The organism is Actinomadura gamaensis, from assembly GCF_042652125.1.
GTDB lineage: Bacteria > Actinomycetota > Actinomycetes > Streptosporangiales > Streptosporangiaceae > Spirillospora > Spirillospora gamaensis.
The window spans coordinates 277,689-290,383 of the sequence record NZ_JBHSIT010000001.1; the positions used below are offsets into that span (position 1 = coordinate 277,689).

Genomic DNA, 12,695 nt, shown 5'->3' on the forward strand with positions numbered 1-12,695 from the left:
CGTCCTCGAACACGGCGTTCACCTGCAACTCACCCCCGAGCGCCCGGACGTAACGTACGCCGACTATACCGGCGAGGTTGGGCGGGGGTGTTCGGTCAGTCTCGGTGGAAGACCTCGGTGCGGAGGCGGGTGCGGGTTTCGGAGAGGAGGGTTTCGACGGCGGTGAGGTCGAGGGTGTCGAGGGACGCCTTCTCGGCGTCCTTGCGGACGTCCTCGACGAAGCGGCGCATCAGGCGCTCCAGCTTGAGGCGGGCGATCTCGTCGTCGGAGCCGGTGACGTTGCGCCAGGCGTCCTCCCAGTTGAGCCGCCACTCCTCCTTCCAGGCCTCCTTCTGCTCGCGCCAGTACTCCTTCTGGCGCTCGGTGGCCTCCTTCCAGTGCTCCTTCTGCCGCTTCCACTCCTCCTTCTGCTGCCGGGTCGCCTCCTTCCACGCCTCGCGGGAGGTGGCGTTGCCCGGCTCGCGCATGGTGCGGGCGGCGGCGGTCAGCTCCTCGCGCAGGGTCCGGACGGTCTGCCGGACGTCCTGCTGCACCTCGCGGGCGAACTCCTGCGCGGACGCGGTGATCTCGTCCTCCAGCTCGGCCAGCTCGTCCATCCGCCGCTCCAGCTCGGCGCGGCCCTTGTCGGTGAGCGAGTAGACCTTCTTGCCCTTGACGACCTCGTGGCTGACCAGGCCCTCGGACTCCAGCCGGGCCAGCCGCGGGTAGATCGTGCCGGGGGACGGCGAGTACACGCCGAGGAAGCGGTCCTGGAGCAGCCGGATCACCTCGTAGCCGTGCCGCGGGGACTCCTCCAGCAGCTTGAGCAGGTACAGCCGGAGGCGGCCATGGCCGAAGACGGGGCTCAACTCGGGACTCCTTCAGTCTTCCAGCGCGTCGTGCGCGGGACGCGACAGCAGCGTCACGTTGCCGGAGATGGTGTTCACGGTGAGGTTCGCCGACCCGTCGCCCAGCTTCCCCGAGACCGAGCGGGCGATCGCGCGGTCCTGCCGGGCGAGCTCCGGGAAGGACGCCTCGACGCGTCCGGTGCCGGAGCCGAGCGCGACCGTCGCCGAGGCGCGCTCGGGCAGCCGGACGGCGACGTCGGCCGTCACGGTCTGGATCTCGGTCCGGGCGTCGCCGAGCAGGTCCACGTCCACGGAGATCCGGCCGCTGATCGTGCGGGCGGTCAGCCGTTCCGGCGAGCCGCCCGCGAGCGCCAGCTCGCCGGACGCCGAGACGAAGCCGACCCGGCCGTCCAGGCCCTGCGCCTCCACGTCGCCCGAGACCGTGTTCGCCTCGATGTCGCCGGTCACGTCGTGCAGCGTGACGTCGCCGGTCGCCGACCGGACCTGGGTGCGGGCGGAGATGCCGGAGATCACGGCGTCCGCCGAGACCAGGTTCAGGCTGACCGGGCAGTCCGGCGGGACGGTCACGGTGACGTGCGCGCTCGCCTGCTGCGTGCGCAGCCAGCTCAGCACGCCCTCGATCAGCTTCTCGTGCGTGATGGACAGCATCCCGGCCTCGTGCGCGATCTGGAGCGGCGGCCCGTCCACCCCCTCGACGTGCACGGCGGGACGGCCCGTCCCGGCGACCACCGAGACGCTCCCGGCGATCAGCGTGGCGCGCAGCGCCACCACCCCGTCGAACTCGAGCGTGGTCGGCTCGTCGATCGTCCACCGCGACATCGCGCCTCAACCCTCCGTCCGGAACGCGTCACCCTACCGAACACACGATATGTCGCGTCGCCGGAAAGTCAAGATGTATCGCGTTGTCCGGACGGCGCGCCGGGCGCTACTCGTCGTCCGGGTCGTCGTCGTCCAGGCGGGCCATCCAGGTGGCCAGCCGCTCGACCGGCGTCTCGAACTCCGGGTTCAGGTCCACGAACTCGCGCAGCCGCTCGGCCAGCCAGTGGAAGCTCACCGACTCCTCGCCGCGCCGCTCCGCCAGCTCCTCGATGCCCCGATCCGTGAAGTACATGATCCTCCCTGCCGACACGGGAGGGGGTCCCGGCGCGCCGCGCCGGGACCCCCTCGTCGAACTCCGCTCGCTACTTGTCGCCGAACAGGCGGCCGAGCAGCGCCTCCTGCTCCGCCTGGTGCAGCTTCGCCGAACCGACCGCGGGGGAGGACGACGCCGGGCGCGACACCCGCGTCATCTTCAGCCCGTCGATCAGGTGCGGCAGCTTCAGCGCCATGAACGGCCAGGCGCCCATGTTCGCCGGCTCGTCCTGCACCCAGACGACCTCGACGCCCTCGGGGTACTTGGCCAGCTCGGCCTTGATCTCCTCGGCCGGCGCCGGGTACAGCCGCTCGACCCGCACGACGGCGGTGTCGGTGCGGTTCAGCTTGTCCCGCTGCGCCACCACGTCGTAGTAGATCTTGCCCGTGGTGAGCAGCACCCGCCGCACGCCGCCGGGGTCGATCTCGGCGTTGCGCTCCGGGATGACCGGCTGGAACGCGCCCTCGGTGATCTCGCTCACCGCGGACGTCGCGGCCTTCAGGCGCAGCAGCGACTTCGGCGTGAACACCACCAGCGGCTTGCCCCGGCCGGACAGCACCTGCCAGCGCAGCAGGTGGAAGTAGTTCGCCGGGGTGGTCGGGTAGGCGACCGTCATGTTGTCCTGCGCGCACATCTGCAGGTAGCGCTCGATGCGCGCGGACGAGTGGTCCGGCCCCTGGCCCTCGTAGCCGTGCGGCAGCAGCAGGACGACGCTGGAGCGCTGCCCCCACTTCTGCTCGCCGGACGAGATGTACTCGTCCACGACCGACTGCGCGCCGTTGGCGAAGTCGCCGAACTGCGCCTCCCACGCGACCAGCGCGTTCGGGCGGGTCATGGAGTAGCCGTACTCGAAGCCCATGGCCGCGTACTCGCTGAGCAGCGAGTCGTGCACGTAGAACTTCGAGGTGCCCTGGCCGAACTGCTTGAGCGGCGTGTACTCCTCGCCGGTCTTGCGGTCGACGAGCACCGCGTGCCGCTGGCCGAAGGTGCCGCGCCGGGAGTCCTGGCCGACGAGCCGGACCGGGTGGCCGTCGATGAGCAGCGAGCCGAACGCCAGCAGCTCGCCGGTCGCCCAGTCGATCGCGTTGTCGTCGACCGACTGCACGCGCCGCTGGAGGATCGGCTGGAGCCGCGGGTGCACCGAGAAGCCCTCGGGCAGGTTCACCTGCGACTGGATCAGCCGCTTGACCGTCTCGTCGGGGATCGCCGAGCCGGCCGCGCCGTGGTCGATCGGGATGATCTCCTCGACGTCCGGCTTGACGACCGCGCCCGGTTCGAGGGGCTTCTTGGCCGCCTCGCGGGTCTCGGTGAACGCGCGCTCCAGCTGCTCCTGGTAGTCGCGCAGCGCGGCCTCGGCCTCCTCGACGGTGATGTCGCCGCGGCCGATCAGCGCCTCGGTGTAGAGCTTGCGCACCGACCGCTTGGCGTCGATCAGGTCGTACATCAGCGGCTGGGTGAACGAGGGGTTGTCCGACTCGTTGTGGCCCCGGCGCCGGTAGCAGATCATGTCGATGACGACGTCCTTCTTGAACGTCTGGCGGTACTCGAACGCGAGCCTCGCCACCCGGGCGCACGCCTCGGGGTCGTCGCCGTTCACGTGGAAGATCGGCGCCTGGATCATCCGGGCCACGTCGGTGGCGTACACGCTGGACCGCGAGTACTCCGGCGCGGTGGTGAAGCCGACCTGGTTGTTGACGACCACGTGCACCGTGCCGCCGGTGCGGTAGCCGCGCAGCTGGGACAGGTTCAGCGTCTCGGCGACCACGCCCTGGCCGGCGAACGCGGCGTCGCCGTGGATGAGGATCGGCAGGATGGTGAACCCGGCCTCGCCGACGTCGAGCAGGTCCTGCTTGGCGCGGACGACGCCCTCCAGCACCGGGTCGACCGTCTCCAGGTGGGACGGGTTCGCGACCAGCTCGGTGTGGATCTTGGAGCCGTCGGCGGCGGTGAAGTCGCCCTGCGCGCCCAGGTGGTACTTGACGTCGCCGGAGCCCTGCGCGGACCGCGGGTCGAGGTTGCCCTCGAACTCGCCGAAGATCTGCCCGTAGGACTTGCCGATGATGTTGGCGAGCACGTTCAGCCGGCCGCGGTGCGCCATGCCGACGACGACCTCGTCCAGGCTCGCCTGGGCGGCGGCGGAGATCACCGAGTCGAGCAGCGGGATCAGCGACTCGCCGCCCTCCAGCGAGAACCGCTTCTGGCCGACGTACTTGGTCTGCAGGAACGTCTCGAACGCCTCGGCGCTGTTCAGCCGCCGCAGGATGTGCAGCTGCTCGTCGCGGTCGGGCTTGCCGTGCGGGATCTCGACGCGGGCCTGGATCCAGGCGCGCTCCTCGGGATCCTGGATGTGCATGTACTCGATGCCGATCGTCCGGCAGTAGGCCATGCGCAGGACGCCGAGGATGTCGCGCAGCTTCATGGTCGGCTTGCCGCCGAACCCGCCGGTCGCGAACTCGCGCTCCAGGTCCCACAGGGTGAGGCCGTGCTGGAGGATGTCGAGGTCGGGGTGGCGGCGCTGCTTGTACTCCAGCGGGTCGGTGTCGGCCATCAGGTGGCCGCGGACCCGGTAGGCGTGGATCAGCTCGTGCACGCGCGCGACCTTGGCCACGTCGTCCTCGTGCGTGGCCGAGATGTCCTTCACCCAGCGCACCGGCTCGTACGGGATGCGCAGCGCGGCGAAGATCTCGTCGTAGAAGCCGTCCTCGCCCAGCAGGAGCTGGTGGATCCGGCGCAGGAAGTCGCCGGACTGGGCGCCCTGGATGATCCGGTGGTCGTAGGTCGAGGTCAGCGTCATGACCTTGCTGATCCCCATGCGCGCGAGGGTCTCCTCGGACGCGCCGGAGAACTCGGCCGGGTACTCCATGGCGCCGACGCCGATGATCGTGCCCTGGCCTGGCATGAGCCGCGGCACCGAGTGGACGGTGCCGATCGTGCCGGGGTTGGTCAGCGAGATCGTGGTGCCCTGGAAGTCGTCCAGCGTCAGCTTGTTGCCGCGCGCCTTGCGGACGATCTCCTCGTAGGCCGCCCAGAACTGGCGGAAGTCCAGCGTCTCGGCCGCCTTGACGGACGGCACGACCAGCTGGCGGGTGCCGTCCGGCTTCTGCAGGTCGATCGCCAGGCCGAAGTTCACGTGCTCCGGCTTGACGAGGGTCGGCTTGCCGTCGACCTCCGCGTAGGCGTAGTTCATCTCCGGCATCGCGGCCATCGCCTTGACGATCGCGAACCCGATGAGGTGGGTGAAGGAGACCTTGCCGCCGCGGCCGCGCTTGAGGTGGTTGTTGATGACGATGCGGTTGTCGATCAACAGCTTGGCGGGCACCGCGCGCACGGACGTGGCCGTCGGCACCGACAGGCTCAGGTCCATGTTCTGGGCGGTGCGGGCCGCGACGCCGCGCAGCTTCTCCTGCTCGCCCGGGGGGACGGGCGGACCGGCGGGCTTGGCCGCCTTCGTCGCGTCAGCGCCGGCCGTGGCCTTCGGCGCGGCCGGCGCCGGCGTCGGCGGGGCCGCCGGGGCGCCCGCCGTGGGGGCCGTGGCTACGGGTGGAGTCGCGGCCGGCCGGGATCCCGGCTGGTAGTCCGCGAAGAAGTTCCACCACGCCTCGTCAACGGAGTTGGGGTCTTCGAGGTACTTCTGGTACAGCTCGTCGACCAGCCACTCGTTGGCACCGAAGTCTGTGGTCTTGGGGTCGGCACTTGATGGCGCTGACTCTGTCGACACGGCGGAGATCGCCCTCTTCCGCAGCTCGCAGGTGAGTTCTGAGACGAGTCAAGGCTACTCGCCTTTGGGCCCCCACCATGCCAGCGCGGCGCCGCGCTCGCGTCCGAGTCCCTAAAACAGGGGATTTTGCCCACTATTCGGGGGTTTAATCAGCGACGCCTGCCACACCCGTGTCCGCGCAGGCCACGGGTGTGGCGAGGGTCTCAGCGCCGGGGCCGGTCCGGGCTCCGCGGAAGGCTCCGCGGGACGGACCGGCCGCGGATGATCAGTGGCTGTGCTCGGGGACGGTCGGTCCCTCGCTCGACTGGACGAGCACGAAGCCCTGCCCCTGGAAGGCCAGCTGCATGGCCTCGCCGCTGCCGCGGCCGATCAGCGCGGCGGCCTTCATCGTCCGGTTGACGCCGACCTGGAGGCTGGTGCTCCACGCCACCGCCGCGTCGCCGTCGGCGAAGGTCGGGGCCCGGCCCGCGTCCAGCATGACCGGGGCGCCGTGGGTGTGCACCGCGACCCAGCCGGTGCCGCCGATCGTGGTGTTGAACAGGCCGCCGGACATCATGCCCGCGCCCTGGACGCGCTTGATGTCGGTCTGCAGGTGCGCGTCGTAGGCCAGGATGTTGGCCCCGTTCACGGTGATCTGCTCGTTCTCCAGGTAGAACAGGTGGACGTCCTCGGCGTTGTGCGCCAGGAACAGCAGGCCCTGCCCCTTCGCCCGCATCAGCGGCGCGCCCTCGCCGGTCAGCGCCTTCTTGAGGAACTTCCCGACGCCGCCCGCGCCCTGGTACTCGAAGTCCATCTGGCCCTGGAAGGCGACCATCGCGCCCTGCCGGGCGATGACGTCCCCGTTGAGGTGGACGCGGAGCATCTTTCCGTTCTGGAGCGCGAAGTGTCCGGGGACGGGCTCGCCCTGGTCCATGTTGTTGAAGAAGGGGCTGCGCATTTTCTGAGGGCGACCTTTCGGGGGTCCGATCGATGGGTGGCGCCGCGGGGAGGCGCGTTCGAGAGGTCCGACAGCGTAGTGATCGAACCTGAACGCTACCTGAAGGGATCCTCTAAGCGTTTAAGCAGGTGTTTAACCGGAATCGGACGAAGCGGCCGGGGCGGGCTCAGGCGGGTCCGAGCCGGGCGCGGTCGTGCGGCGCGGTCCAGTCGGTGAGCGGGCCCCGCGGGACGATCCCGGACGGGTTGATCATCTTGTGCGTCTGGTAGTAATGGCGCTTGATCTGGTCGAAGTCGGTCGTCCCGCCGAACTCGGGCCGGGCGTAGAGGTCGCGCGCGTAGCCCCACAGGTTCGGGTAGTCGACCAGCCGCCGCAGGTTGCACTTGAAGTGGCCGTGGTAGACGGCGTCGAAGCGGGCGAGGGTCGGGTAGAGGCGGACGTCGGCCTCGGTCAGCCGGTTCCCGACCAGGTAGCGCCGGTCGGCGAGGCGCTCCTCCAGGCGGTCGAGGGTGGCGAACAGGGCGTCCACGGCGTCCTCGTAGGCGTCCTGCTCGGTGGCCATCCCGGCCTTGTAGACGCCGTTGTTCACGTTCGTGTAGACCAGCTCGTTCACCTCGTCGATCTCCGGGCGCAGCTCCTCGGGGTAGAGGTCGGGCGCGCCGGGCCGGTGGAAGGCGGTGAACTCGGTCGCGAACATCGTCGTGATGTGCGGGAAGTCGTTGGTGACCAGGCGTCCGGAGACCGTGTCCCAGACGCAGGGGACGGTGTACCGCTTGCCGGTGTACTCCGGGTCGGTCGCCAGGTACAGCTCGGACAGGAAGGTCGCGCCGGTCACCGGGTCGGGCTCGGGGAAGCGCCAGCCGCGCTCGTCCCGGATCGGGTCGACCACGCCGAGCGAGATCACCTCCTCCAGGCCGAGCAGCCGCCGGACGATCATGCTCCGCTGCGCCCACGGGCAGGCGTAGGACACCAGCAGCCGGTACCGCCCGGCCTCGGCCGGGTACGGGGTCGAGCCGTCGGCGGAGAACCGACCGGTGAACCGGTTCGGCTGCCGGACGAACCGGCCGCGCTCCATCTCCTTCGGGAGCTCCGAGACTTGCTCCGCGGTCTCCCGCGCCTGCTTCTCCGCCTGCTTCTCCGCCTGCTTCTCGGCCTGCTCAGAGGTCTTCTGCTGCGCGGTCACGTCCGTGGTCCTCTCGATGGGCGTCGGTTTCCCGGACCCCTCCAAAGTAGGGCCTCGCCTGCGACCTCAGACGGATCCGGCGCGAAGGGGCCGCTGACTACGATGGCCGGAAAGGAACGCACCGCGAACCGCGCGGGGCGACGGCCACGGGGGACGGAATGCTCGAGAACTTCAACGCCCTGGTGGACGGCCTGCCGCCCGCGCTCATCTACCTGGTGATCGCGGCGCTGGTGTTCGCCGAGGCCGCGCTGTTCTTCGGGTTCGTCCTGCCGGGCGAGACGGCGATCGTGGTCGGCGGCGTCCTGGCGAGCCAGCACAAGCTGTCGCTGCCGCTGCTGCTGGTCATCGCGGTCGTCGCGGCCGTCGCCGGCGACTCGGTCGGTTACGAGATCGGGCGCAAGCTCGGGCCGCGGCTGCTCACGACGAGGGTCTTCGTCCGGCACGAGGGCAAGGTCTCGCGCACCCAGGACATGATCCGCAGGCGCGGCGGGCTCGCGGTGTTCATCGGCCGCTTCACCGCGCTGCTGCGCGCGCTCATGCCCGCGCTGGTCGGCTGCTCCAAGATGCCCTATCCGAAGTTCCTGCTGTTCAACTTCATCGGCGGCGTCGTCTGGGTGGTCACCTTCACGCTCGGCGGCTTCTTCGCCGGGAACGCGTTCGAGCACGTCGCCAAGCTCGCCGGGCGCGGCCTGGCGATCGGCGTCGCGGTGCTCGCGGTCGTCGCGCTGGTCGTCTGGCACTTCCGGAAGAAGAAACGCGAGGCGGCCGAGGAGGCCGGCGCGCACGCCGAGCGGGACGCGCAGGAGACCGTCCGGAGCTGACGGCCGGCCGCCCGGTTCAGGCGTTGCCGCCCGGCTCAGGGGGCGCCGCCCGGCTCAGGCCGCCAGGCTCGGGCATCGCCGCCAGGCTCAGGCGTCGGCGAGGTGGTGGACGGACGCGCGGCCGAACACCGGCGGCAGGTCCAGGAACGTGCGGATGCCGGGCGGCGCCGCGCAGACCACCGGGACGGCGTTCACCGCGTGCGCCGCCGCCGCGGCGATGCCGTTGGTGACCCAGTCCTCCTCGGTGGTGAGGGTGATCGACGGCCGCCCCTCGACCCGCACCGCGTAGCCGGGCCGTCCCCATTCGGGCGCGACGGCCGGGTCCGCCTTGTAGACCGTCTCCAGGCCGATCACGGGCCGCCCGCCGACCATCGCGCTGAACGTCCAGCGGACGGCCGCGACCGTGCCCCGCCGGACGGTCCCGGCGGCCACCTCGACGTCCTCGGCGGCGAGCCGGTAGGCGACGTCGGTGTCCACCTCGGGCGGGGCGAGGCCGAGCCCGGCGGCGACCAGGTGCAGGCTCTCGCCGAAGTTCAGGCGCATCATCGGGCGGGCGCGGCGCAGGAACGCCGCGAACTCCTCCTCGCCGCGTCCGAGCCCGACCAGATCGTGCAGCATCCGCCTGGACGGGTGCCCGGAGAAGTCCGAGCACTCGCGGGCGAACACGTGCGTGACCTGCCGCGACAGGCGGGACAGCAGCAGCGGCATCACATCGGACATGAAGCCGGGGTTCACGCCGCTGCCGTGCAGGGACGAGCCGCCGGCCGCGCAGGACTCCTCCAGGTCGTCCACCAGGCCGGGCCCGTGCGCGTGCGGGTAGACGTAGCCGGTCGTCGAGATGACGTTCTTGCCGGAGGCGAGCAGCGCGCGGACGGTCTCCAGGTCGGCGAACGGCGCGCCGCCGGGGGCCGGGGCGTAGATGACGCAGTCGGCGTCCAGGTCGAGCAGGGCCTCGGTGGACAGGGTCGCGGCGACTCCGGTCTCGGCGCGGCCCGCGAGGGCGCCCGCGTCGATGCCGTCCTTGGCGGGGTCGAACACCCGCACCCCGGCGAGCTCCAGGTCCGGGCGCTCCAGCACGGCGCGGATCGCGCTGCGGCCGAGCGCGCCCGTCGCCCACTGGATCACGCGGAGCGGACGGTCGCCGGAAGGGTCGGTCATTCCTGTCCTCCGTACTCGCCTGGCTGGGGTGGGTTCGAGTGGTAAGTCGGAGATCTCGAAGCAGAGGAGACTACGCGGCATACCTCGTGACGTGGGCTGGTCGGCGATATTTCTCAGCGGAATCCCAGACTGGGCCGCCGCCGGCCACCGGAGGAGCGCCGCCCGGACCGCGATCGCGGTGTGAGGTACGCCACCCCGAAGCCGAGCGCGATTCGGTTGGATGGTATGCAGTAACCGCCCAGTGATTACCTGGGAGTAGCAGCCGCCGCGAGGTGAGGAGAACCGGATGTCGGAACTGCGCTATGACGGACGCGTCGCGATCGTGACGGGCGCCGGGCACGGACTCGGCCGCCAGCACGCGCTGGAGCTGGCCGCGCGCGGTGCGAAGGTCGTGGTCAACGACCTGGGCGGGGACCGCTCCGGCGTCGGCGCGTCCGCGGGCCCGGCCCAGGAGGTCGTGGACGAGATCAGGAAGAACGGCGGCGAGGCCGTCGCGAACCCGGACAACGTCGCGACGCCGGAGGGCGCGGCGGCCATCGTCCAGGCGGCCGTCGACAACTTCGGCAAGGTCGACATCGTCGTCAACAACGCGGGCATCCTGCGCGACAAGTCGTTCAAGAACATGAGCGTCGAGGAGTGGGACGGGGTCATCGCCGTCCACCTGCGCGGCTCGTTCCTGGTCACCAAGGCCGCGTGGCCGCACCTGCGGGAGAACGGCTACGGCCGGATCGTCAACACCTCGTCCCCGGCGGGCCTGTTCGGCAACTTCGGCCAGGCGAACTACTCCACCGCCAAGATGGGCCTGGTCGGCTTCACCAAGACGCTCGCGCACGAGGGCGCCAAGTACGACATCAAGGCCAACGCGATCGCCCCCGTCGCGTGGACCCGCATGACCGAGGACCTGCTGCCCGCCGACTTCAAGGACCAGCTCGGCGTCGACAAGGTGACGCCGCTCGTCGCCTACCTCGTGCACGAGTCCAACCCGGACTCGGGCGAGGTCTACACGGTCGGCGGCGGCCGGATCGCCAAGATCCTGGTGGCCGAGGGACCGGGCTGGGGCACCAAGGACGAGCTCAGCGTCGAGGCCGTCCGGGACAACTGGGCCGCGATCAACGCGACCGAGCCGCACATCGTGCCGCGGAACGTGGGCGAGCAGATGGGACCGCTGATCCAGCAGCTCACCTCCTGAGCCCGTGGGCTCGCTGAGGCTCGACCGGCGGGACGGGGTGCTCACCGTCACCCTGTCCCGCCCCGAGCGGCTGAACGCGGTCACCGCCGAGCTGACCGAGGAGATGCTGGACGTCCTCAACGGGCTGACGGGCGACGCGGCGACCCGCGTCGTCGTCCTGACCGGGGAGGGCCGCGGCTTCTGCTCGGGCATGGACCTCCACGCGGACGCGCCGGACACCGGCGAGGGACGCGTCCAGCGGCTCTACCGGGGCATCGCGCGCGGCGGCGAGGTCACCGCGCGGCTCCGCGAGATCCCGCAGCCCGTGATCGCGGCCCTGCACGGACCGGTCGCGGGGATGGGCGTGTCCTGGGCGCTCGCGTGCGACCTGCGCGTCGCCGACCCGTCCACCCGGTTCGTCCTGCCGTTCACCGACCTCGGCCTGTCGGCGGGCGACTGCGGCCTGTCCTGGCTGCTGCCCCGCCTCGTCGGCCCGGCGAAGGCCGCGGAACTGGCCTACCTGTCCGAGCGCCTCGACCTGCCCGCCGCGGACGCGCTCGGCCTGATCACGAAGCGGGCCGCCCGCGGCGAGGACGTCCAGGAGGCGCAGGCCCTCGCCGGCCGGCTGCTGAGCAAGTCGCCGTACGGCCTGCGCCGCACCAAGGAACTCCTGAACGCGTCCCTCGACGCGCCGGGCCTGCGCGCGCACCTGCTCGCCGAAACCGGCGTCCAGACCCTCGCGTTCTTCACCGAGGACCTCGCGGAGGGCATGGCGGCGGCCCTGGAGAAGCGCCCGCCCGACTTCCACGACCGGTGACCGAAACGAAGATGCCGGTGTCGGACGACACCGGCATCTTCGTTGTGGACTCCTAGCCCGCGAGCGCGGCGGCGAGGGCTTCGGCGTAGCGGAGGGCGGCGAGGCGCGCGAGCGCCGGGTGGGCGCCCAGGGGGGCCGCGGCGGTGCCGCCGACGGCCGCCGCGGCGCGGGTGATGCGGTCGGGGGAGACCTCCGGGCCGATCAGGTGCGGCGCGAGCGCGACCGTCCGGACGCCGGACGCCCGCAGCTGGTCGGCGGCGCCGCGCAGCCCGGCCTCGTCGTCCAGGGACGCGGTGAAGACCGGGCAGGCGAGCCGGGACGCGAGCAGCACGCTCGTGATCTCGGCCTGCCGGACCGCGGACGCGTCGCCCGGCGGCGCGACGACCACGCCGCCCGCCTCGGTGACCATCGTCATCATCCGGATCCGGTCGGCGCGGGCGAGGCCGGACTCGGCGAGCCGGTCGTGCAGCGCCTCGGCGATCAGCGGGTGCGGGCCGAGCGGGTCGGCCGCCACGACCGGGACCGGCGCGGTGGCGACGGCCGCGCCCACCACGCTCATGATCGCCGGGTCGGGGCCGGTGACCAGCGGGACCACCACGGCGGCCGGCTCGTCCGGGCGGGCCGGGGCCAGCCGGGACAGCACCGCGCCGAGGCCGTCCGGGCCGCCGCCGATGCTCGCGACCACGGCGGGCTGGCCGGTGTTCTCCAGCTCCACCGCGCGCGCGAGCTCGGCCGCGACCGCTCCGGCCTGGCCGCTCGCGGGTCCCGGGACGGCCAGGACGAGCGCGGGCGAGCCCGGGGGCAGAAGGAAGGATTCGTCTCCGCGGTGCCGTCCGCCGCGCAGGGCGCGGCTCCGGCGCGACGGAAGTGCCTCGGATGCCTGGCTTTCGGGAGTCACGGCGGGAATCGTAAC

The 12,695-nt window shown here is 71.5% G+C and carries 11 protein-coding genes; 3 read left to right on the forward strand and 8 right to left on the reverse strand.

The window, feature by feature from the left end; genetic code table 11:
* Window positions 1–95: 95 nt before the first annotated feature.
* The 6 genes from ACFPCY_RS01335 to ACFPCY_RS01360 all read right to left on the reverse strand — a co-directional run bounded on the left by ACFPCY_RS01335 (window position 96) and on the right by ACFPCY_RS01360 (window position 7,818).
* Window positions 96–848 carry a PadR family transcriptional regulator gene (locus tag ACFPCY_RS01335; protein WP_378251680.1) on the reverse strand — a complete coding sequence of 251 codons (753 nt, stop codon included), beginning with the start codon at window positions 846–848 and terminating at the stop codon, window positions 96–98.
* Window positions 849–860: 12 nt separating this feature from the next.
* A complete protein-coding gene (locus tag ACFPCY_RS01340; RefSeq protein WP_378251681.1) occupies window positions 861–1,667 on the reverse strand; it encodes a DUF4097 family beta strand repeat-containing protein in 807 nt (268 codons plus the stop codon).
* A 106-nt stretch (window positions 1,668–1,773) separates the two neighbouring features.
* Window positions 1,774–1,959 carry a DUF6104 family protein gene (locus ACFPCY_RS01345; protein ID WP_117361200.1) on the reverse strand — a complete coding sequence of 62 codons (186 nt, stop codon included), beginning with the start codon at window positions 1,957–1,959 and terminating at the stop codon, window positions 1,774–1,776.
* Window positions 1,960–2,029: 70 nt separating this feature from the next.
* The gene (locus tag ACFPCY_RS01350; protein ID WP_378251682.1) at window positions 2,030–5,698 is read right to left on the reverse strand and encodes a multifunctional oxoglutarate decarboxylase/oxoglutarate dehydrogenase thiamine pyrophosphate-binding subunit/dihydrolipoyllysine-residue succinyltransferase subunit; all 3,669 of its coding nucleotides are present in this window, start codon (window positions 5,696–5,698) and stop codon (window positions 2,030–2,032) included.
* 265 nt (window positions 5,699–5,963) lie between these two features.
* Window positions 5,964–6,635 (reverse strand): AIM24 family protein, encoded by a 672-nt coding sequence (locus ACFPCY_RS01355; RefSeq protein WP_378251683.1) that lies wholly within the window; start codon window positions 6,633–6,635, stop codon window positions 5,964–5,966.
* 166 nt (window positions 6,636–6,801) lie between these two features.
* Window positions 6,802–7,818, reverse strand: coding sequence for a glutathione S-transferase family protein (locus ACFPCY_RS01360; protein ID WP_378251684.1), 1,017 nt, complete (start codon window positions 7,816–7,818; stop codon window positions 6,802–6,804).
* Between the two features lie 158 nt (window positions 7,819–7,976).
* Here ACFPCY_RS01360 and ACFPCY_RS01365 point away from each other — a divergent pair, with 158 nt between their 5' ends.
* A complete protein-coding gene (locus tag ACFPCY_RS01365) occupies window positions 7,977–8,639 on the forward strand; it encodes a DedA family protein (protein WP_378251685.1) in 663 nt (220 codons plus the stop codon).
* Window positions 8,640–8,726: 87 nt separating this feature from the next.
* On the opposite strand, the gene ACFPCY_RS01370 is transcribed toward ACFPCY_RS01365, so the two are convergent.
* Window positions 8,727–9,797, reverse strand: a complete 1,071-nt coding sequence (locus ACFPCY_RS01370) for an NAD(P)H-dependent amine dehydrogenase family protein (protein WP_378251686.1) — start codon at window positions 9,795–9,797, stop codon at window positions 8,727–8,729.
* 286 nt (window positions 9,798–10,083) lie between these two features.
* On the opposite strand from ACFPCY_RS01370, the gene ACFPCY_RS01375 reads away from it, so the two are divergent.
* Window positions 10,084–10,986, forward strand: a complete 903-nt coding sequence (locus tag ACFPCY_RS01375) for an SDR family oxidoreductase (protein WP_378251687.1) — start codon at window positions 10,084–10,086, stop codon at window positions 10,984–10,986.
* A gap of 4 nt (window positions 10,987–10,990) precedes the next feature.
* Window positions 10,991–11,782 carry an enoyl-CoA hydratase/isomerase family protein gene (locus tag ACFPCY_RS01380; protein ID WP_378251688.1) on the forward strand — a complete coding sequence of 264 codons (792 nt, stop codon included), beginning with the start codon at window positions 10,991–10,993 and terminating at the stop codon, window positions 11,780–11,782.
* A gap of 52 nt (window positions 11,783–11,834) precedes the next feature.
* Here the strand turns inward: ACFPCY_RS01380 and ACFPCY_RS01385 are convergent, their stop codons facing one another.
* Entirely contained in the window at window positions 11,835–12,680 is an 846-nt protein-coding gene (locus ACFPCY_RS01385) for a sirohydrochlorin chelatase (RefSeq protein ID WP_378251689.1), read from the reverse strand.
* Window positions 12,681–12,695 lie beyond the last annotated feature (15 nt).

Coding starts and splice junctions, on each gene's coding strand:
- ACFPCY_RS01375 (WP_378251687.1), top strand. CDS start 10,084: ATGTCGGAACTGCGCTATGACGGACGCGTCGCGATCGTGACGGGCGCC.
- ACFPCY_RS01355 (WP_378251683.1), bottom strand. CDS start 6,635: ATGCGCAGCCCCTTCTTCAACAACATGGACCAGGGCGAGCCCGTCCCC.
- ACFPCY_RS01345 (WP_117361200.1), bottom strand. CDS start 1,959: ATGTACTTCACGGATCGGGGCATCGAGGAGCTGGCGGAGCGGCGCGGC.
- ACFPCY_RS01365 (WP_378251685.1), top strand. CDS start 7,977: ATGCTCGAGAACTTCAACGCCCTGGTGGACGGCCTGCCGCCCGCGCTC.
- ACFPCY_RS01340 (WP_378251681.1), bottom strand. CDS start 1,667: ATGTCGCGGTGGACGATCGACGAGCCGACCACGCTCGAGTTCGACGGG.
- ACFPCY_RS01370 (WP_378251686.1), bottom strand. CDS start 9,797: ATGACCGACCCTTCCGGCGACCGTCCGCTCCGCGTGATCCAGTGGGCG.